General features: G+C 73.3%; 21 protein-coding genes. 12 read left to right on the forward strand and 9 right to left on the reverse strand.

Features of this window, described 5'->3' with window-relative positions; translation table 11 throughout:
- Nucleotides 1–24 precede the first annotated feature (24 nt).
- Nucleotides 25–1,068: a hypothetical protein gene (locus WME97_RS42915; RefSeq protein ID WP_437546558.1), complete on the reverse strand. Its 1,044-nt coding sequence runs from the start codon at nucleotides 1,066–1,068 to the stop codon at nucleotides 25–27.
- 205 nt (nucleotides 1,069–1,273) lie between these two features.
- The gene (locus WME97_RS42920; RefSeq protein ID WP_437546560.1) at nucleotides 1,274–2,122 is read right to left on the reverse strand and encodes a methionyl-tRNA formyltransferase; all 849 of its coding nucleotides are present in this window, start codon (nucleotides 2,120–2,122) and stop codon (nucleotides 1,274–1,276) included.
- Between the two features lie 104 nt (nucleotides 2,123–2,226).
- On the opposite strand from WME97_RS42920, the gene WME97_RS42925 reads away from it, so the two are divergent.
- From WME97_RS42925 to WME97_RS42965, 9 genes are all read left to right on the forward strand, one after another.
- The gene (locus WME97_RS42925; protein ID WP_437546562.1) at nucleotides 2,227–3,045 is read left to right on the forward strand and encodes a cell division ATP-binding protein FtsE; all 819 of its coding nucleotides are present in this window, start codon (nucleotides 2,227–2,229) and stop codon (nucleotides 3,043–3,045) included.
- Nucleotides 3,046–3,086: 41 nt separating this feature from the next.
- On the forward strand, nucleotides 3,087–3,980 hold the full coding sequence (locus WME97_RS42930) for a cell division protein FtsX (protein WP_437546564.1): 894 nt from the start codon (nucleotides 3,087–3,089) through the stop codon (nucleotides 3,978–3,980).
- The gene (locus WME97_RS42935) at nucleotides 3,977–4,984 is read left to right on the forward strand and encodes a murein hydrolase activator EnvC family protein (RefSeq protein ID WP_437546566.1); all 1,008 of its coding nucleotides are present in this window, start codon (nucleotides 3,977–3,979) and stop codon (nucleotides 4,982–4,984) included. Before WME97_RS42930 ends, WME97_RS42935 begins: the two co-directional genes overlap by 4 nt.
- A 70-nt stretch (nucleotides 4,985–5,054) precedes the next feature.
- Nucleotides 5,055–5,828 carry a ribonuclease PH gene (gene rph / locus WME97_RS42940; protein WP_437527822.1) on the forward strand — a complete coding sequence of 258 codons (774 nt, stop codon included), beginning with the start codon at nucleotides 5,055–5,057 and terminating at the stop codon, nucleotides 5,826–5,828.
- Nucleotides 5,825–6,448, forward strand: coding sequence for an RdgB/HAM1 family non-canonical purine NTP pyrophosphatase (rdgB, locus tag WME97_RS42945; RefSeq protein ID WP_437546568.1), 624 nt, complete (start codon nucleotides 5,825–5,827; stop codon nucleotides 6,446–6,448). Before rph ends, rdgB begins: the two co-directional genes overlap by 4 nt.
- A gap of 125 nt (nucleotides 6,449–6,573) precedes the next feature.
- A complete protein-coding gene (locus WME97_RS42950) occupies nucleotides 6,574–6,942 on the forward strand; it encodes an AtpZ/AtpI family protein (protein ID WP_437546570.1) in 369 nt (122 codons plus the stop codon).
- Nucleotides 6,932–7,396: an ATP synthase subunit I gene (locus tag WME97_RS42955; RefSeq protein ID WP_437546572.1), complete on the forward strand. Its 465-nt coding sequence runs from the start codon at nucleotides 6,932–6,934 to the stop codon at nucleotides 7,394–7,396. Before WME97_RS42950 ends, WME97_RS42955 begins: the two co-directional genes overlap by 11 nt.
- A 200-nt stretch (nucleotides 7,397–7,596) precedes the next feature.
- A complete protein-coding gene (gene atpB / locus WME97_RS42960; protein WP_437546573.1) occupies nucleotides 7,597–8,364 on the forward strand; it encodes a F0F1 ATP synthase subunit A in 768 nt (255 codons plus the stop codon).
- Between the two features lie 289 nt (nucleotides 8,365–8,653).
- Nucleotides 8,654–8,992: an ATP synthase F0 subunit C gene (locus WME97_RS42965; RefSeq protein WP_012240589.1), complete on the forward strand. Its 339-nt coding sequence runs from the start codon at nucleotides 8,654–8,656 to the stop codon at nucleotides 8,990–8,992.
- 91 nt (nucleotides 8,993–9,083) lie between these two features.
- On the opposite strand, the gene WME97_RS42970 is transcribed toward WME97_RS42965, so the two are convergent.
- The 3 genes from WME97_RS42970 to WME97_RS42980 all read right to left on the reverse strand — a co-directional run bounded on the left by WME97_RS42970 (nucleotide 9,084) and on the right by WME97_RS42980 (nucleotide 13,386).
- Complete coding sequence (locus tag WME97_RS42970) at nucleotides 9,084–10,430, reverse strand: L,D-transpeptidase (protein WP_437546575.1); 1,347 nt, start codon at nucleotides 10,428–10,430, stop codon at nucleotides 9,084–9,086.
- Between the two features lie 72 nt (nucleotides 10,431–10,502).
- Nucleotides 10,503–11,654: an FHA domain-containing protein gene (locus WME97_RS42975; protein ID WP_437546577.1), complete on the reverse strand. Its 1,152-nt coding sequence runs from the start codon at nucleotides 11,652–11,654 to the stop codon at nucleotides 10,503–10,505.
- A 118-nt stretch (nucleotides 11,655–11,772) separates the two neighbouring features.
- Entirely contained in the window at nucleotides 11,773–13,386 is a 1,614-nt protein-coding gene (locus WME97_RS42980) for a hypothetical protein (protein WP_437546579.1), read from the reverse strand.
- A 360-nt stretch (nucleotides 13,387–13,746) separates the two neighbouring features.
- Between WME97_RS42980 and WME97_RS42985 the strand changes: the two genes are divergently transcribed.
- Nucleotides 13,747–17,190 carry a DNA translocase FtsK 4TM domain-containing protein gene (locus WME97_RS42985; RefSeq protein WP_437546581.1) on the forward strand — a complete coding sequence of 1,148 codons (3,444 nt, stop codon included), beginning with the start codon at nucleotides 13,747–13,749 and terminating at the stop codon, nucleotides 17,188–17,190.
- Between the two features lie 180 nt (nucleotides 17,191–17,370).
- Nucleotides 17,371–17,598, forward strand: coding sequence for a hypothetical protein (locus tag WME97_RS42990; protein WP_162144043.1), 228 nt, complete (start codon nucleotides 17,371–17,373; stop codon nucleotides 17,596–17,598).
- Between the two features lie 460 nt (nucleotides 17,599–18,058).
- On the opposite strand, the gene WME97_RS42995 is transcribed toward WME97_RS42990, so the two are convergent.
- Nucleotides 18,059–18,418: a hypothetical protein gene (locus WME97_RS42995; RefSeq protein ID WP_437295800.1), complete on the reverse strand. Its 360-nt coding sequence runs from the start codon at nucleotides 18,416–18,418 to the stop codon at nucleotides 18,059–18,061.
- Nucleotides 18,419–19,678: 1,260 nt separating this feature from the next.
- A complete protein-coding gene (locus WME97_RS43000; RefSeq protein ID WP_437546584.1) occupies nucleotides 19,679–20,341 on the reverse strand; it encodes a hypothetical protein in 663 nt (220 codons plus the stop codon).
- A 199-nt stretch (nucleotides 20,342–20,540) separates the two neighbouring features.
- On the opposite strand from WME97_RS43000, the gene WME97_RS43005 reads away from it, so the two are divergent.
- Nucleotides 20,541–22,181: a hypothetical protein gene (locus WME97_RS43005; RefSeq protein WP_437546586.1), complete on the forward strand. Its 1,641-nt coding sequence runs from the start codon at nucleotides 20,541–20,543 to the stop codon at nucleotides 22,179–22,181.
- Between the two features lie 83 nt (nucleotides 22,182–22,264).
- Here WME97_RS43005 and WME97_RS43010 read toward each other — a convergent pair whose 3' ends face one another.
- Together WME97_RS43010 and WME97_RS43015 are read right to left on the reverse strand one after the other, a co-directional pair.
- Nucleotides 22,265–22,984: a hypothetical protein gene (locus WME97_RS43010; RefSeq protein ID WP_437546588.1), complete on the reverse strand. Its 720-nt coding sequence runs from the start codon at nucleotides 22,982–22,984 to the stop codon at nucleotides 22,265–22,267.
- A gap of 119 nt (nucleotides 22,985–23,103) precedes the next feature.
- On the reverse strand, nucleotides 23,104–24,108 hold the full coding sequence (locus WME97_RS43015; RefSeq protein WP_437546590.1) for a hypothetical protein: 1,005 nt from the start codon (nucleotides 24,106–24,108) through the stop codon (nucleotides 23,104–23,106).
- Nucleotides 24,109–24,112: the final 4 nt, after the last annotated feature.

The following is a 24,112-nucleotide window of genomic DNA, read 5'->3' on the forward strand; positions in this document are numbered from 1 at the left end:
CACGATCGAGGCGGCGTTGCGACCTCAGAGGTCGTCGTAGAAGAGCGGCTCCCTGTTGCGCGTGAACCGGGACACGAGCTGCCGGCCCTCCGCCGAGATCTGCGTGATCCGGGCGCCGAAACCTGGCTCGGCCGAGTCCCTCGAGCCGCCTGCCTCGCGCGTCCACCGGACCGCGGCCTGCGCGGTGAACTCGTAGTTGCCCGGCAGGCGGACACGCAGGGTCACGACGGAGCCCGTCGGCGGGATCTTGTAGGTCGCGACGAAGATGCCCCCGTGCTCGATGACGTCGTTGCCAGCCAGCCCCTTGTAAAAATTCGACGGTGTCAGAGCGCCCAGCTCGACATCGACGACCGCCGCGTGGGTGCGGTGGTCGACGGGCTGCGGCATGGCCTGGGGCGGCGGAGCGCCGCGTGGGTCCGCGGCCGGGTGCGACGCGGCGGGGTGAGCGGGCGTTGCGGGCGCCGGCGCACGCCGCGGCTGCTGCGGCGAGGGTAGCGTGTGCTGGAGGGGCGCAGACACGGCCACCGCGGGCACAGGTGCGAACGGCGCTGGCGCGGCCACCGCTGCAGGTGCTGGCGCGAACGGCGCGGGCGCGGCCACCGCTGCAGGTGCTGGCGCGAACGGCGCGGGCGCGGCCACCGCTACAGGCGCTGGCGCGGCCACCGCCACAACGGGCGCAGGCGCGACCACCGCTACAGGCGCAACAGGCGCTGGCGCGACCACCGCTACAGGCGCAACAGGCGCGGGCGCAGCCACCGCTACAGGCGCTGGCGCTACCGGCGCTGGCGCGGCCGCCGCCACGGGCGCACGCACCTGCGCGGAGGCGCCAGCGGCCTGCGCCCTGCTCAGCGCGTTGACCTTGCTCAGCGAGGAGGCGACGTGCTCCATCAGCACGTCCACCACCGGATCGGCCGCGGTGATCCTCTGCAGACGGTTCAGGACGTCGCGCACATGGCCGAGCGCGATCTCGCTGCCGTCGAGGGCCTGACCCCCGGAGCGCTCGATGCGGTGCATGATGCCCATCGCCTGCGCTATCGGCTCGGCGAGCGCCTCGATCTCAGACGACACCCCCCCGTTCGACTGGAGCGCATTGAGCGCCGCGGCGAGCAGTTCGCGGGCGCTTTTCGCAAGCTGCGCGGGTTCCGACATGAATCCTCCGAAGGGCGCATCCTACGCGGTCGCGCGCGCATAGGTTCAGGATTCGATGGCCGCGAGCCGGCCAGGCGGCCCCGCCGGCGACGCGGCCGGCCGCCAAGCGCCCCCCTGCCGGCGGTCACCCGCGCGACGCCCCCGACGCCACGAGGGCCGCGAGCTCATCCACCGACGCCAGCTCTCCGTCGATCTCCCCCTCCAGCAGCGCGACGGCCGTGTCGCCGGTCCGCACCAGGACCACCCCGCCCTCGACCAACGCCTCGCCGGGCGCAAGCGCTTCGGGGAAGCTCGCCGCCGGCGCGGCCCGGAGGACGATGACGCAGGCGCCCTCGATCTCGGTCCACGCTCCCGGAGCCGGCGCGAGGGCGCGGACGTGCCGGAGGACGCGCTCCGTCGGCCAGGACCAGCAGATGGCGCACGCCTCGTCGTCCGGCGCAGGTGCCTCCGTCGCGAGGGCCGGATCCTGGGCGACGCCCGCCACGTCCTCGCCGCGCGCGAACCGGTCGACCGTGCGCCGCAGGACCCGGAGGCTCGGCCGATCGAGCGCCCGGGCGAGCTGCCACGCGGTCCACCCCGGATCGATGGGGAGCCTCTCCTGTTCCAGGATCTCGCCGGTGTCGTACTCGGCCTCGATCCGGTGCGCCGTGACGCCGCTCTCGGCGTCCCCCGAGGCGATCGCCCAGTACGTGGGGTCCGGCCCGCGATGACGGGGGAGCAGCGAGGGGTGCACGCCGATCCCGCCGAGCCGCGCCGCCCTCACGAGCGACATCGGCAGGCGCGTGGTCCAGAACCAGCTCACCAGGAGATCGGGCGCGAGCGCCTCGACGCGCGACGCGAGCTCCGGGCGCTCGACGTCGGGACGCAGCAGGAGGCGCGAGCCGAAGAGCCGGCGGGCCCGGCGGAGCCCCACCGCGTCGGCGCGGCTGATCGCGGCGAGGGCGATGTCGTGACCGTCGCCATGGAGCAGCAACGCCGCCAGCGGGAGGCCAAAAAATGCGACCCGCAGGGGGCGCTCGCCCGAGCGTCGGCCGAAAAGTTTTCCGTGTGCGAGCAGGCTGATAGGTGAAGGCTCCGATGGCGGCGCCCCCTCTGCAAGGCTCATTTCGTCCGGCGCTCCGGCCCGGCCACCGCTACGACGCGTCCGCCGCGCGCCGGCCGATCCTCGTCTTCGAGGACGTCTACAAGTCGTACCGCGCCGATCAGCCGGTGCTGCGCGGGATGTCGCTCTCGATCGAGCGCGGCGAGTTCGTGTTCATCACGGGCCCGAGCGGCTCGGGCAAGAGCACGCTCCTCCGCCTCGTGCACCGCACCGAGCGCGTCGACGATGGCCGGATCCTCTTCCTCGGCCGGGACATCGCGCGCCTGACCGACGCGTCGATCCCCGCGCTCCGGCGCAACATCGGCTTCGTCTTCCAGGATTTCAAGCTGGTCCCGAGCTGGACCGTGTTCGACAACGTGGCCATCACGCTGGAGGTGCTCGGCCTCCCGTCGCGCCTGCTCCGGACCCGGGTCGGCGAGGCGCTCGAGCGCGTCGGCCTGGCGGGGCGCGGCGGCGACCGGGCGCAGGTGCTGAGCGGCGGCGAGCAGCAGCGCGTCTCGATCGCGCGGGCGATCGTCGGGGAGCCGACGCTGATCCTCGCGGACGAGCCGACGGGCAACCTCGACCCGCAGCTCGCGATCGATCTGCTCGGGCTTTTCGAGGACATCCACGAGACCGGCACGACCGTCCTGTTCGCCACGCACGATCGGACGCTGCTCGACGTGCGCCCCCGGCGCGTGGTCGTGCTCGACGACGGGAAGGCGACCGACGTACCGCACGGCCTCGGATCCGGCGGCGAGCTCGCGGATGGCTACGAGGACGAGATGGATAGCGGCGTGCGCGGCGCGGCGTAGCGCCGAGGGCTCCGCCTCACGAGACGGATAGAGGGAACCGGATGCAGACCAGCGAGCGTGACGATCGGCGGAGATGGCTTCGCACCTGGCGGGCAGGGAGGAGCGATTGGCGGCTGCAGGCGCTGTCGATCTTCTCGCTCGCGGTCGCGTTCGTCTGCCTCGCGTCGGCCCTCCTCGTGGTCACGAACCTCGTGGCGGTGCGCGATCGCTGGTCGCGCGCCGGCCGCGCCACGGTCTACCTGCGCGACAGCGCGACCGATGCGCAGACCGCGGAGCTCACCCGCGCGCTCGAGGGCACCGAGGGCGTCAAGAAGGTGCGGCTCGTGACGAGCGCCGAGGCGCGCCGCGAGGTGGTGCACGACGACGGCGACAAGGCGCTCGCCGCGCTCCCGCCGAGCGCGTTCCCCGCGTCGCTCGAGGTCGGCTTCACCGAGGAGGTCTCCGACGAGGCGCTCGCCTCGATGACGGTGAAGCTGCGCGCCCTGCCGGCCGTGGACACGGTGGAGACGTACCAGCGCTGGACGGAGCGGCTGTCGTCCCTCCTCAGCGGCGGCGTCGCCGCGAGCGCGTGCCTCGCCGCGATCGTCCTCTGCGCCGTCGTGAGCGTCATCGGCTCGACGATGCGCCTGCTCTTGCATCGCCGGAAGATCGAGGTCGAGGTGCTGAAGCTGGTCGGCGCGACCGACGGCTTCGTGCGCCGGCCGTTCATCGTCGAGGGCGCCACGCAGGGCGCCGCCGGCGCGGCCGGGGCGCTGCTCATGCTGGGCGCCCTGTTCATGATGGTGCGCGGCCGCTTCGATCACGAGCTCGCCAACCTGCTCGGCGTCTCGCCGTCGTTCCTGCCGTGGGAGGTCGCGTTCGGGATGGTCACCCTCGGGGCCGCGCTCGGCGCCACGACCGCGCTGCTCACGCTGCGCAAGATGGTGGCCGTGTGAGGCGCCGCGCCCGGCTCGCGCCGCTCGCGCTGGCGCTCCTCACCGGCGCCGCGACGAGCGGCGCCGAGGTGCCGGCGCCGGGCGCCCCGGCGCCCACGTCCGCCAGGGCGCCGGCTCCGGCGGCGCGCCCGGGCTCCGCGCTGGCCGAGAACGATCTCGATCGCCTGCTCGCGAAGCTCGACGCCGAGGAGAAGGCGCTGCGCGCGGAGCTCGACGCGATCGGCCCCGCGCTGGAGCTCACCCGCCGCCGGATGATCGCGCGCGGGCGCGCGTACTACCGCCACGTCCGCGCCGGCTTCCTCCCGGTGGGCGGCGGGTTCGACGCGCTGGTCGACCACGCCGCTCGCGTGGAGCGCACCCGGCTCGCCCTCGAGCGCGACCTCGCCCACGAGGCGGAGCTGACCCGGCGCAGCGCCGAGCTCGCGGACCGGCTCACGCACCTCGGAGCGGAGCGCGCGCCCCTCGAGGTGCACCGCGAGGCGATGAACCGCGCCCGGGTCGCGCTGGCCCAGGAGGAGGAGCGCCGCGCCGCGTTCTCGCGCGCGTTCGAGACGAGCGTGCGCCCCGACTACCTCGCGATCTACGGCGCGGACACCGGGCCCGCCGAGCTCGATCGCCGCGCCGGCTTCCGCTCGCTCATGGGGCGGCTCCCCTTCCCGATCGCCGGCCGCGCGGAGGTGCGCAAGGTGTCGCGCCGCGGCGCCGGCGGCCCCGGCGTCGAGCTCACCGCGCTGGACGGCGCGCCGGTCCGCAGCGTGGCCGCGGGGCGGGTGGCCTTCGCCGACACGTACGCGGACTACGGGCTCACCGTGATCGTCGATCACGGCGAGCGGCTCTACTCGGTGTACGCGAACCTCGGCGCCGCGGACGTGCGCGCCGGCGATCAGCTCCCGGGCGGGGCGCGGGTGGGAACGGTCGCGAGCGGACCGAACGGCGCGAAGCTCTACTTCGAGCTGAGGCGCGGCGCCGAGGTGATCGACCCGGGTCCCTGGTTCGGGATGTAGCGGCGCGAGCCCGCCGCGCGCCGCCGCGAGGCGCGCCCGCGCGACGCGCGAAGTGTGCTAAGGCGGCCCCGTGAATCGCCCTGACGGCCGCGCCCTCGATGTCCACCGCCCCGTGGAGATGATCCTCGGGTTCCACCGCAACGCAGAGGGCTCCGTCCTCTACCGCGCCGGGAGGACGGTCGTGCTCTGCACGGCCTCGGTCGAGCCCACCGTGCCCGCCTGGATGATGGGGAAGGGCGCGGGCTGGCTCACGGCCGAGTACCAGATGCACCCGCGATCGAGCCCAGCCCGCAGGGAGCCGCGCGACGGGCGGGGCAAGGCCCCGAGCGGGCGCACGCAGGAGATCCAGCGGCTCATCGGCCGCGCGCTCCGGGCGGCGATCGATCTCAAGCAGCTCGGCGAGCAGACGATCGCGATCGACTGCGACGTCCTCGAGGCGGACGGGGGCACGCGGACCGCGTCCATCACCGCCGGCTTCGTGGCGCTCGCGCTGGCGCTCGACCGGATGCGCGCGGCCGGATCGCTCGAGGCGCCGGTGCTCCGCGATCAGGTGGCGGCGATCAGCGTGGGCCACCTCCCGGGCGGGCTCGCGCTCGACCTCGTCTACACCGAGGACAGCTCGGCGCGCGTCGACATGAACGTCGTGGCGACGGCGGTCGGCTCGATCGTCGAGGTCCAGGCGACGGCCGAGGACGAGGCCATCCCCCGGGCGGAGCTCGATCGCATGACCGACCTCGCGCTCGCGGGCGTGGCGTCGCTCGCGAGCGCGCAGCACCGGGCGCTGTCGAGCGCCGGCGTCGACCTCTCCGCGCTCTTCCAGACGGATCGCTGGAGGGTCGCGTGAGCCGAGAGCCGCTGCGCCTGCTCGCCGCGACCTCGAACCGAGGAAAGCTGGTGGAGCTGCGCTCGTTGCTCTCCGACCTCCCGATCGAGGTGCTCTCGCTGGCGGATGTGCTGCCGGGCGCGCCGCCGGTGGTCGAGGACGGCGCGACGTTCCTGGACAACGCGCTCCTCAAGGTGCGCGCCGGGGCGCTCCGATCAGCGATGGTGACGCTCGCCGAGGACTCGGGGCTCGAGGTGGACGCGCTCGACGGACGACCGGGCGTCCGGTCCGCCCGCTTCGCGAGGGAGGGCGCGACCGATGCGGAGAACAACGAGGCCCTGCTCGCGGCGCTCGCGGACGTCGCGGACGACCGGCGCCGAGCGCGCTTCCGCTGCGTGATGGTGCTGCTCGATCCGCGGTCCGAAGCGCAGCCCATCGTGACCGAAGGGCGCTGCGAGGGGTGGATCGGCAGGCAGCCCAGGGGCGCGGGCGGCTTCGGATATGATCCGCTGTTCGTCGTGGAGGGCTACGGACGGACGATGGCCGAGCTCGGCGAGGCCGAGAAGAACCTCGTGAGCCACCGCGGCAAGGCCGCGCGGGAGATGCGTTCCTCGCTCGAGGCGCTGGTCGCGCGACGGTAGGACGACAAGCGGTGCGCGGCGGGTGCCGATCGGGCGGCGACGCCGGACGGCGGTTGACCCCGTCCGGGACCGCTTGTAATCGCGACCGGAGGCACCCACGTACTGCCCGGTGATCGGATCCCCTGATGAAGCAGGACTGGAAGGCCGTCGGAAGCTACGGGACCGTCGGTCTCGAGGTGGTGCTGTGCATCCTGGTCGGCCTGTTCATCGGCCGCTGGCTCGACGGGAAGCTCGGGACCGATCCGTACCTCTCGGTGCTCTGGTTCTTCTTCGGGCTCGGCGCCGCCGGCAAGGCGGTCTACCGGGCGTGGAAGGACATGCAGGCCGTGGCCGAGCGCGAGGAGCGCGAGCAGGGGAACCCTGCGCCGAGGTTCGACGACCGGAAGGCGCGGCAGGACGAGCGCGCGCCGGACGACGACCGCCGGACAGGCTCGAGCGACGAGGTCCGCGATCCCGGCGGGCTGCAGGACGCGAAGGGGAACGATGAGCGCTGAGCGAAGGCCGGGGGCGCCCGGCAGCGACCCGCCGAACGAGGAGCCCGACGCGGAGGAGCGGCCCGGCGTCGGGGACGCCACCATGCGGTCTGTGCTCCGCTGGGTAGCCGGCACGGCCGCGGTCCTGTCCGTGGCCGCGCTGCTCGCGTACGGCGCGCGCGCGGCGCTCGGCGTGTGCATCGGCGGCGCCATCGCGACGGTGAACCTGTACGTCTTCGCGCGCATCGTCGACGCGTTCCTCTCGCGCCGGGGCCACACGGTGTCGTGGACGCTGATCGCGATGATCAAGCTGCTCGGCCTGATGGGCGGCGTGTGGCTCCTCCTGAAGAGCGACCTGGTCTCGGGCATCGCCTTGATGGTCGGCTACGCCTCGCTCGTCGTCGGCATCACCCTGGGGACGCTGTTCGGACCGAAGCCCCCGGCGGACGGAAGCCCGCCGGGCGCTCACGGCTGAGCTCCTGCCGGAACCGGCCTCCGGGAGCGACCCGCGCGGCGTGAGGAGACTTGACGCGCTCCAGGGTGCCCACCGTAAACGAGTTGTGGTAGAGGCGAGGCCCCTCGCTCGAGGGCGAACTCCCACAAGGCGCGCCAGCGCTCGCGGCCGTGCCGGCACAGCCGCGCGGCTGCCGGCGCGGCGCATCGACGACGAAAGCCATGCCTGAGCACACAGGGTTCCTCACGTACCTCCTGGCGCAGCTCCCCGGACTCCGGGAGAACGCTCGCAACATCGGCAAGACGTTCATCGGTCACCACACCGTGGACTACCGCGGGACCGAGCCGATCTTCATGAGCCTTCTGATCATGGTGCTGTTCGTGCTCCTCGCCAGCGAGGTCCGCGGCCAGTACCGGCGCCTGAACGAGTCCGTGATCCCCGAGGACAAGCTCACGCTGCGCACGTTCTTCGAGGCGTTCTTCGGCTACTTCTACGGGATGGCCCGGGACGTGATGGGGCCCGCGAACGCGAAGCGGTACTTCCCGCTCATCGGGGGCTCGGCCGCGTTCATCTTCTTCTCGAACGCGTCGGCGCTCATCCCGGGAGTGAACCCGCCGACCTCGAACCTGAACGTCACGATCGGGTGCGCGGTCGTGGTGTTCGTCCTGTTCAATTACTACGGGCTGAAGGAGAACGGCTGGAGCTACCTCGCTCACCTCGCCGGGCCGAAGTGGTACCTGGCGCCGCTCATCTTCCCCATCGAGGTCATCTCCACCTGCGTCCGCCCGGTCACGCTCTCGATCCGGCTCATGCTCAACATCGGCGTCGATCACCTCGTGGCGAGCATCTTCCTCGGGCTCGTCGCGCTGTTCGTCCCGGTGCCGCTGATGTTCCTGGCGATCATCGTCATCGTCGTGCAGACGCTGGTGTTCTGCCTGCTGAGCTGCATCTACATCGGGCTCGCGACCGAGAAGGCAGACCACCACTGACCGCTTCGCCTGACCGCCTGGTCAGCCGCCCACCGGCGCCGCGGAGAATGGCGCTGGAGGTGAAGAGAAGGCTAGCCAGCCCTCGAAAATCGGATTAGAGGGGCCCCGCTGTCGATGGGTTGCCCCACAGCGGTGGTGGATCGCGGAAGCGCGGCCCCTGCCGAGCAGTAGCAGAGGTCCCTGGAGCGATCCCCGGATCTCGATGGGGGACCGCCCCGCGGCCCCCGACCCAAGCAGATGTTTCGCATGCAGCCCCGCGGGCTGTGTGGCTTGAAAGGAGCAGATTCGGATGTCGCTGAAGAGCAAGCTGTCGCTGTCCGCCGTTGTCGGCACTGCGCTGGTACTGGTTCCCGCTATGGCGCTGGCGCAGGATGGCGCGGCGTCGAACAAGTACGACGCGAACTCGTGGCTCGCCGTCGCTGCCGGATTCGCGATCGGCATCGCTGCCCTCGGCGGCACCATGGGCCAGGGGCGCGCAGCAGCCGCCGCCCTGGAGGGCATCTCCCGGAACCCGGGCGCCGCTGCCCGGATCCAGACCCCGATGATCCTCGGCCTGGCGCTCATCGAGTCGCTCGTGCTCCTCTCCTGGGTCATCGCGTTCTTCCTCCAGGGCAAGATCGCCCCCTGAGCCAGCGCTCGCCGCGCCTACCGGGCCCGGCTCCGCTGCTCCTTCCCGCCCCCTCCCCTCACGGCTACCCCGACGGGCCTCGCGCCTGCCGCTACCTCACGCGCACGACGGTGCCCGGCTCGTGCGCCGTGGGGAGGACGGCCGTCCAGCCGGCGGGGAGCCGGGGCGACGTCCACCAGAACAGCCGCTGCGCATCGAGCGGAGCCAGGTTCACGCAGCCATGGCTCCGCACCTGGCCGAACGAGCGATGCCAGAACGCGCCGTGCAGCCCGATGCCCTTCGAGAAGTACTGGACGTAGGGGACGTCCTCCATCCGGTAGTACCGCTCGGCGGCCTCGTCCTCGAGGTTGTCCATGTCCGAGGTGAGCAGCTTGGCCCAGATCCGGAAGGTGCCGGCGGGCGTGGCGCGCTGCGACCCGGGCGCGCCCTTGCCCGTCGAGACGAGCGTCGCGAACACGGGGCGAGGCCCCTCGTAGGCCACCAGCGTCTGCGTCGAGCGATCGACGTCGATCCAGCGCTCACCCGCCTCGACGTCGACCTCGGGCGGCGGCGCCACCGACGGGCGCCGGAGATCGCGGGTCGAGATCCACGCCGCGACGTCGCCCTCCGCGATGCGCGCGAGCTTCCCCGAGGCGCCCTGCGCCTCCTCCAGGTAAGGGACCACCTCGAACCGCACCTTGCTCTCCTCGGTCCGCGTGAAGCCCGCCCCCGTCCGGGTGTAGAGCGGAGCCCGCTCCGACACGACCCACGCGGCCGCGATCTGCGCGGCGCCCGGCGCGACGTCCACCCCGTGGAACGCGAACGCGCGCACTGGACCGAGATCTCGCATCGGCAACCAGAAGCCGCTGTTCGTGCGGCCGTACCGGGCGCCTCCCACGATCCGCTCCTCGACGATCGCCACCGCGAAGCCGGGCTCGAGCTGCGCGTCCGGCGCGTCGATGTCGGCCGCCTCGGCGCGCCGATAGCCGAAGGTCCCGTCGGGGCCGACGAAGTAGTAGCGGTACGGGAGCCCATCGGGCATCTCGCGCCACGTCCGCACCAGCGGGCTGATCGGACCCGCGGCGGACAGCTCGACGGCGTCGTCGCAGACCCAGGCCGCGGCGCCCACCTCGAGCCAGCGCCCGAGGCATCCGCCGGCGCGCCTGGCCGCAAAGAGGGGCAGCTGCACGTTGCGATCGACAGAGCCGCGCCGGCGCGCGCCCTCGCCGGGGGCGTCGAACAGCGGCTGGTCGCGCTTGAGCACGCGCGCGCTCCTGACCCACGCCGGCAGCGGGGCGTCGCCCGCGGGGACCCACGGCGGCAGCTGCGACGCGAGGACCGCTCCGCTCCAGATCGCCGCGCCGAGGGCCATCGCCGCGGCGCCGCCGCGACGCGCTCGTCGCAGCGCCCCGCGGCGCCGTTCCTTCGAGCCGGCCTCGGCGCCTCCACGCTTCGTCATCCTGCGGCGGGATCCTAAGCGTTCGCCTGCGCTCCAGCCAAACTCCCGCCTGCGCGCCCGCGGTCGGCGGGTTCAGCGGTAGGAGAAGCGCACTTCGTGATCGCAGATCCGGAAGAGATCGCCCTCGACGATGGCCTTCCGGGCGATGCGCTGGCCGTTGTACTCGACGCCGTTCGTCGAGCCCATGTCGACCATGTAGTACTGGCCGTTCAGGAACTCGACCATGGCGTGCTGGCGCGACACGTTCGGGTCCTTGATCGTCAGGTCACTCGACTGCTTGCCGCGCCCGATGATGAACCGATCCTTGTTCACAACGAACCGCTGCCCCGCGTAGAACGCGGCGAGCGTCGGGCCGACGGGGACCTGATTCGGCATCCCCATGGCCATCGGCGGCGGACCGGGCACGCTGCTGGAGGCCTGCGGCGCTGCGACGTACGGCGGCGGCGACAGCGGGGGCGCGAGGGGCGGCGCCACCGGCGGCCCCATCGGCGAGGCGTAACCGGCGGCGTTGCTCAGCGGGGGCGGCGGCGGACCCGAGCGGCTCGCCGCGGCGCCCGGGAGGCTCTGGCGCCCCCCGGGGTTCGTGACCTGCGACGGGAGCGGCGGCGGCGCGCCGAGGCGCGTCACGCTGGTCGGCGGAGGCGGCGGGCCGCCGACGACGCGACCCGGAACGGGCGGCGGCACGGGCAGGCTGGGCCGCTTGCCGCCCGCGTTGCTGCTGCCGGGGGGTGGCGGGGGCGGCGGCGGCGCGCCCGGACGGACCTGCCCTGGAGGCGGAGGAGGCGGCGTGATCGCCGGGATCGGCGTCGGCCCTGGCCCGACGGACGCCACGCCGTACTGCGGCGACGGCGCGCCGTACGCAGGCGCCGAGGCCCCGTACGGCATCCCGGCTGCCGGCTGCTGCTGCAAGCCTCCCAGGGGCGGCGCCGAGCCGGACGTCGCCAGCCCGGGCGGCTGGGGCGTCGCGAGGGGAGGTGGCGCGCTGGCCTGATGAGCGTGCGGGACCGCCATGTGCCCGGAGGGGGGCCCCCCGTCACCCCTGGCGGGCGGCGGGAACGGCGTGCGCGGGCTGTAGCTTCGCTGCCGAGCGTACTGCTTCATCGACTCGTTGATGAGGTAGTCGATGGAGCACTCGAGCTCGCGCGCCATCTGCTCGAACGTCTCCCAAAGGACATCGCGACACTGGAACGTCCGTGCGCTTTTCTTGTTCGGATCCGCGCTCATCTCTACCCAACGATAATGGAGGATGAATTGCGCTGGGAAGCCTCCTCCCGGCCTCTTCCCTGCAAGCAGCTGACGGCTCTGGGCCGCGCATGACGCGCGCGGCGGACGAAGAAGCGCGTCACTTCTTCTCGCCCTTCTCGAGCTCCGGCTTCCTGTCCTGCATGGCCGGCTCGACGCAGTACTGAACGAACTCGCCGACGGTCTTCACGTCCCTGAGCTCGCGCTCGGTCGATCCCTCTTTCTGCACCTCGCACGCCCACTTGCAGTCCGGATCGGCCTCGCACACCGGCACGCGCGTGGTGTCGCCCTCGAGCGGCTTGACCGCCGGGAGATCGGCCGCCGTGCCGAATGTGAAGTAGTAGGCGATCGCGCTCGTCCGCACCGCCGCCGAGCCCGCGGTGAAGTGCTTCTTCAGCGCCTCGACGGGCGAGCCCTCCTTCAGGTCGCCGAGCGCCGCGCCGTACGTGAGCGCCTCCGGCATGGCGAACCCCTTGCTGTCCTTGCCGTCGGGGAGCCTGCTCATGAACTCGTCGATGTGCTTCACCGTCGACATCTTCAGGATGGTCGCGGCGGCGGCGCGGCGGATCTTCCACTTGTCGGTCTTGAAGAGGCCGTAGAGCTTCTCGACGACGAGCTCGCGCGGCATCTCGCCGACGCGGCGGAAGGCCTGGTCGAGCACCGCGTCGGGCGCGTCCGCGGTCGCGATCTCGAGGATGCGCTGGATGTCGCTCGGGTTGTTGCGATCGAGCCGGCCTTCGAGCGCGGCGAGGGCGGCCTGGCGTCGCTTCTCGGGCTGCTCCTTGTTCGCCGCGAACCCGAGGAGGAAGTCCACCGACGGCCGGCCGCCGAGCTTCTTCATCGACCCGAAGACCCGGAACAGCTCCTCCTCCTGGTACTGCGCGAGCTGCGCCTCGAACTGCTTCTCGGTCGGCGCGAGCTTCGACGCGGCGTTCGCCGCCTGGAGCTCGGGCTTCTTGACGGCGGTCCACTCGCCGGAGGTGACGAACCTGGCGATGGCGACCAGGTTCGCCGAGGCGGCCTCCTTCGTCGGCGGGTCGCCGTACTCGGCCACGAGCGACGCCAGCTGGTCGAGCCGCTTCGCCTCGCGGGTCATCAGCTTCGGCAGGCCGGCCACCGCGGCGGGGCCGATGAAGCGCAGGAGCTGCTCCATCCCGTAGGCCTGCGAGCGGTCCTCGAGCCGGTGCTCGAAGTCCGCCATCGCCCAGTCGATGAGGGCGGCCTTGAGCCCCTCCTTCAGCCCCTCGTCCGCGATGATCACGGTCCGATCCGACGTGAGCATCGCGTACGCCGCGTCCTTGTAAGGGAACGACGTGTCCTGCGGGAGCGGCTGCCCTGGCTGCGCGACGGGCGGCGGCTTCCTCAGCTCGGCGATGATCGACGGCACGAGCGCCGCCACGATGGATTGCCGGGCCTCCGGCGCCATGGTCGCGAGGGTCTCGACCATGATGCCGATGCCCACGCGCCGGCCCTGCCGCGGCTTCATGCGGATGAGCGAGGTGGCCGCCTCGACGCGGAGCGAGCTGTCGTACTTATCGTGAAACAGCACCGCCCTGAGCTTGTCCGGGCCGTGCGCCGTGGTCTCCCACCGGTGGATGTCGTTCTCGTTGACGCGGCACCCGCTCGTCGCGAGCCCTGCGCCCGCGGTCGCGAGGCACAGCAAAAGAAGGCCCGCAGCGCCGACGCGCCGCCCTGCTCGTTCGACAGTTTCCATGCACGTCCCAGGAGGGTCGGGATGGTACCGCCCGCAGCGCTCTGTTTGAAAGAATTTCAAGGCCGGGATAGAGAGGAGCCTTTTCAAAGTCTGCGCGAAATCTGGCCAGAACTCCAGCGCGCCGGCGGCCGGCGATCCCCCGCCCTCCCGGCTCCCTCCCCTCGCCCAGGCTGCCCGGAAGCGGCTGCGTTTCGCCCTGCCCGGCGAGCTCAGGCGCGCGCCATGGCAGCGCTCACGCCGCCTCGCCCCTTCTTTGTCCGTCCCGCCTCATTCCGGTCTCTTCCACTTCTTGCAGCCCTCCCATACTTCTTGCCCCCGGAGCGCAGTGCGCATATGTGAGCAAAGTAGGTACAGGTAGGTATGCACGTCCCCTTGTTCGCTCCTCGCCGCGCCCAGCCCGCCGCCGGCCTTGGCGAGCCCTTGCGGTCCGGGGCGCGCGGCGCCGCGCGGACCAGCCCAGCAGGGATCGCGGGTCCTGCTGCGCCGCCGGGCCATGGCTACACCCGGGATGCGGCGGCGCTGGTTCTGCTGGTCTCCGCCCTGTACAGCGCGCTGGCGCTCGCCTCCTTTCGCGGGGATCCGATGCGGCCGGAGGTCTCCGGCGACGACTGGGTGGGGCCCGTGGGCGCTGCGCTCGCGGGGACGTCGATCGAGGCGATCGGCGTCATCGCGTGGTTCGTCCCGCTCGAGCTCGCGCTGCTGGCGATGCCGCTCCTGGGGGCGAAGCGCTCGATCGCCAGCCTGTTCCGGCTGAGCGGCGACATCGTGGTGGTCATCGTGCTCGCGGCGCTCGCGCACGTCGCGTTCCCGCGCGCTGTCGCGTTCGGCGCGATGCCGCTCGGCGGGGCCGTGGGCGAGCTGTTCGGGGAGGTGCTGCGCGCGCTCTTCTCGAACATCGGGTCCTACATCATCGGGCTCACCGTCGTCGCGCTCATCCTGATGGGCCGCGCGACGTTCTCGTTCATCGAGCTCGCGCACCGGGCCGAGCAGCTCGCGATCGCCATCGCCGTGCGCGTCGCCGGCTGGGCGCGCGCGCTCTTCGGGGCGTGGGCCGCGGCGCGCGACCTGGAGCGGCAGACCGAGGCCAAGACGCAGAGCGCGCCGCCGATCATCGCGCGCAACTCGAGCCCGGACGCGATCATCGCCGCGCTGGCCGACGACACCGACGAGCGGCCCTCCGATCCCGCCGCCAGGGCAACGCCCGTCGAGCCGGCGCCCGTCGCGGCGCCGGCGCTCGATCTCTGGAAGAGCGCGCCGTTCGAGGCGTCCCCCGAGGAGCCGGCCGCCCCGGCGAAGCCGCGGCGCGGGCGGAAGGCGCAGGCGAAGGAGCCGCGCGAAGCCGCGCAGCAGGGCGCAGCGCCGCGCGGGGCAGAGCCGCACGACGCCGAGCCGCGCGAGGTGGAGATCCACGGCGGGGAGGCGCACGAGGTGGTGACCCACGGCGCCGAGCCGCACGAGCTGGTGATCCACGGCGGTGAGACGCACGAGGTGGTGACCCGCGGCGCCGAGCCCAGCGAGGAAGCGCAGCGGGACGACGAGCCGTGCGAGGCGGTGTCGCACGGCGCCGAGCCGCGCGGGGCCGTGTCGCACGGCGTCGAGCGGCGCGGCCGGGCGCAGTGCGCTGCCGAGCCGCGCGAGGGAACGCAGCGCCGAGCAACACGGCGTCGCGCCGCGTCTCCCGCGCCGCGCGGCGCCGCCGCCCAGGAGGACAGCGAAGAGCTGTCGTTCGGAGGCGAGGCGCACATCGACGAGGTGCAGGGCGACCTCGACGAGGTGCAGGGCGACTTCGACGAGGTGCAGGGCGACCTCGACGAGGACGAGCCGGAGGCGCTCGCGGCGCCCGACCCGGGTGACGACGAGATGGTGACCGCTCTCGGAGAACCGGACGAGGTCGACGTGCCGACACCGTCGCCCATCCTGCCCGTGCGCCAGCGGCGCGAGCTGCCAGTGCGCGAGCTGCCGGCGCGCGCGCCGGACGCCGCGGCGGCTCATCGCGAGCTACCCGCGCGCGCGCCGGACGCCGCGGTGGCCCACCGCGAGCTGCCGGTGCGCGCGCCGGACGCCGCGTCGGCTCATCGCGAGCTGCCGGTGCGCACGCCGGACGCCGCGGCGGCTCATCGCGAGCTGCCGGTGCGCGCGCCGGACGCCGCGGCGGCTCACCGCGAGCCCTCGCCCGCCATCGGCCCGGAGCGGGCTCGCGGGGTCGCGCCGCGCGACCCGACGATCGTCGATACGAGCCGCGAGCTCGTCAGCGAGAAGCCGGCCGTGGTGAAGGTCGTCCCGGCGGCCGGAGCGGGCTTCCGCCTGCCGCTGACGGACATGCTCGAGGCGGCCGCGGGCGGGCGCCTGCAGCTCGACGCGGATCAGCTGAAGGCGACCGCGCAGCTCCTCGAGAAGACGCTCGCCGACTACGGCGTCAGCGGGAAGGTCGAGGAGATCCACCCGGGGCCGACCGTCACGACGTTCGAGGTCTCTCCCGCCGCCGGCACCAAGGTGTCGAAGGTCGCAGGCCTCGCGGACGACCTCGCGCTCGGCCTCTCGCGCAAGGTCCGCATCGTCGCCCCCATCCCCGGCAAGAACCGGATCGGCTTCGAGATCCCGAACGAGCACCGCCTGCCCGTCAACCTGCGCGAGCTCGTCGAGGATCGCCGCTTCGTCGAGATGAAGGCGCCGCTGCCGTGCGTGCTCGGCCGCGACATCATCGGGACGCCGTACTTCGCCGACCTCGCGTCGATGCCGCACGTCATCGTCGCGGGCGCGACCGGCGCGGGCAAGAGCGTGGGCCTCAACGTGATGCTGGTGAGCCTGCTCTTCCGCAAGACGCCGGAGGAGCTCAGGCTGCTGATGATCGATCCCAAGGTCGTCGAGCTCGCGCCCTTCGACCGCATCCCGCACCTGCTCCTGCCGGTCGTGACGGACATGAAGCAGGCGGCGAACGCGCTCAAGTGGGCCGTCGACGAGATGGAGCGCCGGTACCAGCTCTTCGCGAACGCGGGGACGAAGAACATCACGACCTACAACGCCTGGGTCGAGCGCGTGCAGCGCGGCGAGGCGCGCCCGCCGAAGCCCCCGGCCAAGGTGAGCGCCATCGGCGCCGACGGGCTCGAGGTGGAGATCGACGCGGCGAAGGACGGATCGGACGCGGCGCTGCCGGAGAAGATCCCGTTCATCGTGATCGTGGTCGACGAGTTCGCCGACCTCATGATGCAGCAAGGCAAGGACGTGGAGGCGAGCGTGGCCCGCCTCGCGCAGAAGGCGCGCGCCGCCGGCATGCACGTGATCCTCGCGACGCAGCGGCCGAGCGTCGACGTGATCACCGGCATGATCAAGGCGAACTTCCCGACGCGCATCGCCTTCCGTGTCGCGCAGAAGGTGGATAGCCGGACGATCCTCGACGAGCAGGGCGCGGAGCACCTGCTCGGCCGCGGCGACATGCTGATCAAGATGAACGGCTCGAACGATACGCGCCGCGTCCAGTGCCCGTTCTGCTCCGAGGAGGAGGTCCAGAAGATCACCGACTTCCTCCGGCTCCAGGGCGAGCCCGTCTACGACGAGGCGATCCTCCGGCCCCGAGACGAGGAGGGCGAGGAGCCCGACACGTCCGACGCGGAGGCCGATCCGATGTACGACGCCGCGGTTCGCATCGTGGCCGACACCCGGCGCTGCTCGACCTCGTGGCTGCAGCGCAAGCTCGGCGTCGGCTACAACCGCGCGGCCAAGCTGGTCGAGGCAATGGAGAAGCGCGGGCTCGTCGGGCCCGCGAACGGCGCCAAGGATCGCGAGGTGCTGATCGCGCCGATTTGACCCTGTGTGATTTATCTTGACGCCACTGCACAGAGGGTGTGGGCACGCCGCCGACCCAGGCAAGCGGGACAGACGGGATGTCGAGGAGCACACAGCGTCGAGGTGCCCGCCGACGGGGCTGCGCGCCGGCATGGCGGTTCTTTTGACTTTCCCGTTCGAATGCTTCATGGAGCACCCAGGATGGCGCCCGAGGAAACGCGCACGCGTCTGATCGCCCAGATCGCGAGCCTCCTGAACGACGGGACGATGCCCGCAGACGCCCGCGCAGCGGGGCTGACGCTCATCGGCTGGCTCGCGAGACGCATGCCCGGAGAGGCCGCATCGCGGGATGGTGTCGAGGAGATGTGCCGCCGCGCGGCGGTCCTGGGCTGCCGGCCGCGGCGCATCGGTGGACGGCGCTCCACCTGACCCGGCGTCATTGCACAGGCCGCGGACGCACCCGCGCGTGCCCCGTGCTCAACCAGAATCCGCCAGGCCCCCTGGCCGGGCGCTTTGCGGACACACGCGGCGCACGCGGCGTTCGCTCCTTATACGTCGGGCCACGTCGAATTCACGTCGGAGCGTCGCCTTGGATCCGCGTTCGCGTCGCGAATGTGTGCCAGCACCGGGTCCTAACGGGCAGCTGGCGGGCAGTTGACGGGCAACGATGGCGAGGCGAGCGCTAAAAGCGACATCCGTACCGTAATTTGTACGTGCCGTGGCGAGCGCGGCTAAGCTCCTGGGTGGCGCGGCTTTCCGCGCCGCGGGGCTCGCGCGACGCCCGATCCGGGACGTCGGCTCGCTCGGTACCATGGGGTAAACGGCCGCAGTGGGGCCTGTGATAGGTGGTGTTGCTCATGGCGAACCGCGTGGTCGCCCTCCCCGAACCTCACCCGAATGACGATGAAGATGTCGTGTGGGGGATCTCCACGGCAAGCGCGCTGTGGGCGCGCGGCGAGCGGCGCGACGCTATCGTGTGGCTGCGACGCGCGGCCGACGCCGCCGGGGCGGCCGGGCAGCCGTTCCGCGCCTCGGAGCTCGGGCTGTGCGTGACGGCGCTCGAGGAGGTCATGGCCTCGGAGGTCGGGCAGCCGAGCGATCCCGATCTCCTGGAGACCATCGACAGCGAAGGCGACGCGCCGCCCCCGTCCTCTGACGAGGCGCCGCCGTCGGACGAGCAGACCTGGCGCCGCCGCATGTCGCTCACCCAGGAGCTGCGCGCCTCGATGCCCTCGATCGAGATCGACATGTTCGAACCGCTCTCGCAGCCGGAGCTGGCGGCCGAATCAGAGCGACTGACGGGATCGTCCCGGCTGTCGCCGCCGCTCAGCCCGGGCGCAGAGGGCGGGCAGGGCGCCGGAGCACGACCGATCGCGCCGTTCTCCCCCGCGCCGCCCGGCGATGCGCACGGCAGCACGTCGCTCCCCACGCCGCCGATGGCGCAGCCGCCGACGCAGCAGCCTCCCGACGGTGCCTTCCCGCAGGCTGCGCCGCCCGTTCAGCCGCAGCCGCCGCCCTTCGCGCCGGCGGCTCCGCCTGGCGTGTCGCGCTCGCAGCCGCCGCCCTTCGCGCCGGCGGCTCCGCCTGGCGTGTCGCGCTCGCAGCCGCCGCCCTTCGCGCCGGCGGCTCCGCCTGGCGTGTCGCGCTCGCAGCCGCCCCCCGCAGCGTACCCGCAGCGGCTCGACCCACCGCACGCGCAACCGCTGGCGCCGTCGGCCGCGCCCTCCGCACCGCCGACGGCTGCGCCCAACGTCCAGGCCGGCGCGATGTACCGGAGTCAGCCACCGCCGGCGCCTCCGCTGCCTGCCCCCATGGCGAACGCCATTCCGCCGCTGCCTCCCGCGCCGGGGGTTCCGTCGTTCCGGCAGCAGCTCACCACGGACCCGCTTCTGGTGACAGCGCAGGCGAAGACACCGAGCGCGCGACCGCCCGCCCCGATACCACCGCCGGCCGTACCGCGGGGAGGATCGCGGCGGCCGTCATCGATCCCCCCTCGTCCTGCCTCCGTGCCCACGCCGCAGGAGCTGCAGTCGGCGCTACCTCCATCGCCGGAGCGCGGACGGTCCGACCCCGCGATGAGCCCCCTGCAGCCCCCGCGCCCCGCCGGGACACGCTCCATGAGCGAGCCACCGCCGGCGGCGCCGCGGCCTCCGTCGGCGCTTCCGGCGGTACCTCTACCTGCTCCACCGCTGCCGAGCCTCATCGCGGAGCCGCAGCCGCAGGCGACAAGAGGCGTCGCGCCCGCGTCGCGCCCGCCGTCGTTCCGACCTCCGCCAGCGCCGCATCCGGCGTCCCTCGGACTTCCGGCAGCGCCGCACCCGCCGTCGTTCGGGCCTCCACCCGCGTCGCACCCGCCGTCGTTCGGACCTCCGCCAGCGCCGCCTCCGCCGTCGTTCGGGCCTCCACCCGCGCCGCCTCCGCCCACGTTCGGGCCTCCACCCGCGTCGCACCCGCCGCCTTTTGCGCCCCCACGCCCGCAGCCGGCGCCAGCACCGCATCCGCCGTCTTTTCAACCTCCGCGCCCGCAACCTCCGCCTCCGCCCGCCGGGCCGACCTCCGCTGCACCGTCAGCTGGCGTGCTTGCACAGCCGCAGGTGCTGCCCCCGCCGGTGCCGCCGCCATCTTTCGCGCCGCCGCAGCCGCCGATCAGCACGCCGCCACACCCGCAGGCTCTGCCTCCCCCGACGCCGCCGCCGCCCACGCTGGCCTCCGCGCTTCCGCCGCCCGGCGCGCTTCCGCCGCCCGGCGCGCTTCCGCCGCCGGCCGCACCTCCGGCACCAGCCACGCGTCCACCGGCACTCTCGGCCACCGCCACGCCGCCGCCGCCCCTCGCGCCGCCGCTGGCCTCGTCGATGCCGGTCGCACCTCCCGATGCGCCCCCGGGGGCCGCCGCGCCACCGCAATCCCCCCCCGTGCCGCCGCTCGCCGCGCCACCGCCATCGCCTGCTGCGCCACCGCTGTCCGTCGCGGCGTCCGCCACGCCATCACCTACCGGCCCGCCGCCCGCCGCGCCATCGCCGGCGTCCGTCCCGCCGCCCGCGCAGCCCGCCGCGCCATCGTTGCCGGTATCCGCCGCACCGCTGGCCGCAGCGGCTTCGCTCCAGACATCGGCGTCGCACCAGGCCTCGAGCCCTCCAGCCCCCGCTGAAGAGCACGCGCCGAGCGACGACATCGGCGAGATCGTCGTCGAGGCTGAGGCCCCGACGCCCACCCCGGCCCGCACAGGCACGGCCGCGCCCGCACAGGGAGCGATCAGCTCCAAACGAAGGCCGCGCGAGCCGATCCTCGACCCCTGGTCCGAGGACGCGGAGCCAGCCGCGCCGCCGCGGCCTCCCCAGGAGATCATCACGTCGAACGGCGACACGTACCTCGTGGCCCGCAGGCATCCCTCGACGCCACAGCCGGGCGACGAAGAGGAAGACGAGGTCATCACCTCGGCCGCGCCGCTCGATCTGACGCTCAAGCGGAAGCCGATCTCCGCGCGACCTCCCGCGCCCCCGACGCCTGCGGCGACGCGCACCCGCCCGGCGACGCCCACCGGAAACGAACCCCCAGGACACCTCGGGGCCTCGGCCGACAGCATCCTCGCGAAGGGCATCGCGAATTCCGCGGGCGACAGCGCAAAGATCGAGCCCCCTGCGAGCGCAGACGCGTCGCCCGCGGAGTCGACGATCGAGGGGACGGTCGTCATCGAGCTCTCCGACAGCGACCTCGAAGCGCCGATGTCGAGCCGGCTCGCCACCCCTCCGCCTTCGCCACAGGCAGCGGAGCAGGACGACGACCTGCAGACGAAGGCCACCCCGTCCCGCGGCGAGCCCGCGCCCCTCGGCGCCGAGGTCCAGGCGCCGCGCCCGCACGCGCTCGAGGAAGCCTCGGGCGAGCCCGCGCCGGAGCCCGTGGAAGAGCTGCTCGACGACGCGGACCTCGCGCTCGTCGAAGAGCCCCCGGCCCAGGCGGCCGCCGCCGCGCCGCGGCCTGCGTCCGCCGCCGACGCCCGCGCGCCGGCCTCGGTCGAGGCCCTCCCCGATCTCGACGCGGCGCCGCGCGTGGATGTGCCCGCGGTCGAGGGGCGGCGGCCGGCCGCAGGCGAGAGCGCCGACCTCGCCGCGATGGCGCTCGACGCGCCGCCCAGCGCGCCGCCGGAGACGGAGGCGCTCGCGGCCCTCGACCTCGCACCGGAGATCGCGCCGGATCTGCCGCGGCCCGGCGCGGCCAGCGCCGCGCCAGCCGCCGACGCCGCGGCCCTCACCGGCCGCGATCTGGAGCAGATCGAGGCGTTCGCGGACCTGCCCGAGGAGATGCACGACGAGCTCGCGCTCGCAGCGCGCGTGGAAGACCTCTCGTGCGACGAGGAGCTCGCCGTCGACGGGGCCGCGCTGGTCCTGCGCGGGGACGCCGCCGTGTGCGCGAACATCGTCGATATCCCCGCCGAGCGCGCCGCGACGAGGACGCTCGTGCCGTCCCGAGGGACGCTCGAGGAAGGCATCCCCCTGCGCGTCGTCGCCGGCGCGGACGGCGCGCGGGTGGCGATCTGGGGCCAGGCGACCATCGATCACGCGCTCCGCAGCTGCCCCTGGGTGCTCGACGAGCTGCGCACCGTCGCAGACCGGATCCAGTCGCTCGCAGGCGCCACGATGGGGCCCCTGGGCGAGCTCGAAGATACGCTGCTGCGCCGCGTCCTCGGCCGGCTCCGGCTGCGCGGCCTGGCGCCCGGCGAGCACTTCATCCACGCGGGCAACCCCATCCCCGGGCTCGTGATCATCGGCGCCGGCGCGCTGGAGCTGGTCGAGGAGCGATCGCAGGCGATCGCAGGCACCGCGAGGCCCGGCGAGCTCCTGTTCGCCTCGGAGCTGCTCGGAGGCCAGCCGGCGCCGTCGATCGCTCGCGCCGCCGGGGGTGGCGCGCTCGTGCTCCTCGCCGACCACCCCACGCTGCGCGAGCTGTTCGAGAGCACGCCCGAGCTGCTCTCCATCCTGGCGCAGTCGGTCTCGATGAACGCTCAGCGCGGCTGAGGCGGCGCGCGGGGCCAGAGCCGCGCGGGGCTCGGCTGGCTCCGCGCGTCAGCGAGCCCTGGCGGGATGCGCGGCGCGCGGAGCTAGAGCTGGCCGCTCTTCGGCCGCAGCGGCCGCGCGGCCCCCTGCTCCAGCTCGGCGGGATCGACGGGCTCCGCTTCCTCGTTGACCTGCCAGACGAGCTCGCTGTTGCCCTGGGCCCCGGCGAAGCGGAGCCCGAACCACCTCGCGCTCGGCGAGATCGTCGGCTTCCCGTCCGCGGTCGCGCGCGGGAAGCGAATGCGGAACGCCTGGCGCCACACCGTGTTGTACGGGAAGTAGGTCCGCTCGAGCGCGTTCGGCTTGGCGATCGCGACGATCTCCTCGGGCGCCGTCTCGTTCCCTGTGTCGTCGATCAGCCGCACGATCCACGCGCTGTTCGGCGTCGAGAGGTCGTTGTACTTGCGCTCGCCCCCGAAGATCGCGACGAAGAACTGATGGCGCTGGCGCGTCTCCTCGAGCGTCTTCTCGAGCAGCTTCTGCCGCTGCTCGATCGTGAGCCGGTAGTCCTGCGCGTAGCGGACCACGTAGGCCCAGCGGAAGTCCCACGACTCGAAGGTCGCGGTGGCGGTGAGGAAGTTGTCGAGCTCGGAGAGCGCGAACAGGTGCTCCGTGCGCGTCCAGCTGCGCAGCACGTTCTCGTAGTCCGTCGCGACGTACTCGCGGGGCCCCTCGTTCAGGCTCACGAGCTGGGTCGAGCAGCCGGCCGGGCCGAGTAGCGCCGCGAGAACCAGACCGCGCCGGAGCCATCCTGCGTTGACCACGCGGCCAGGGTACCGAGCGCCCGCGCTGGATGCACGCACACTCGAAGCCGATCCCGCGCCTTCGGCGCCTTCGGCGCGCCTTCAGCCAGGAGCGCGCCCGGCGAGCGCGCCCGCCGCGCTCACGGGGGCGCCCGTGGAGCGCCTGTCGGGAAGGTGAACCCGACGCTGAACCGCGCGGCATAATACGAGGCGACGTCGCCGCGCAGCGGGGTCGTGACCGGCAAGAGCACGCTCAGCGCCGGCTGCACGTTCGACAGGATGAAGCGGACGCTCGGCGAGACCGCGAACGTCGCGCGCCGGTCGTCCGGCAGGTCCTGGGTCAGCTGGTAGACCTCCCACAGCTCCAGACCCACCCCGACCGGCCTCGCGAGCCGGTAGCCGAAGTAGAACGCCGTGTGCGCCGTGATGTCGGTGCGGCGCTCCCCGGACCGCCGGCCGCGCACGACCAGCGACCAGTCGAGGCCCTGCCTGAGCTGGAAGATGAACGGCCCGGTGATGTGCCGCATGTCGAACCAGGGGCGGAATGTGAGCGTGAGCTCCCGGAAGCGCGTCTCGTCCCACGGCCGCACCACGCGCGCCGTCCGGAGCACCTCGGCCTGGTCGCGCGAGACGTCGCGCGGGACGGGGAGCACGACGCCGAAGCCTCCGCCGGAGGCGAGCCCGCGCACGCTCGACCAGACGCCGCGCCCGTACAGCTCGGGGCTCCCGAGCAGGATCGACCGCTCGACCCCCGGGACGCTCGCCGCGGCGCTGTCATGCACCGCGCCGACGAACCACTTGCGCGGGACGAGCGGCACCTCCATCTCGCCGTGCGAGTACCAGGCGAAGGCGAGCTTGCCGCCCGCCCGGCTCGCCGCGTCGGGCTCGATCACGGCCGCCGTGTACTCGAAGGTGAAGGTCGGGTCGCGCAGCGTGAGCCCGGGGAGCGTCGGGGGCGCGGGGACGTCGAAGACGGCCTCGTCTTCCTCGTCGGACCACGCGCCCGGCGCCGCGGCCAGCGCGGACGCCGGCCGCGAGCACGGCCAGAGCAAGAGCAGCGGCAGGCAGCGCAGCAGGAGCCGCATCACCGCGCGGGCGAGGCGCCCGTCGGGCGCCGGAACCCGCGCGGGCGGCCTCGTCGCCACGCAG

Source organism: Sorangium sp. So ce367 (assembly GCF_051520455.1).
GTDB classification, from domain to species: domain Bacteria; phylum Myxococcota_A; class Polyangia; order Polyangiales; family Polyangiaceae; genus Sorangium; species Sorangium cellulosum_B.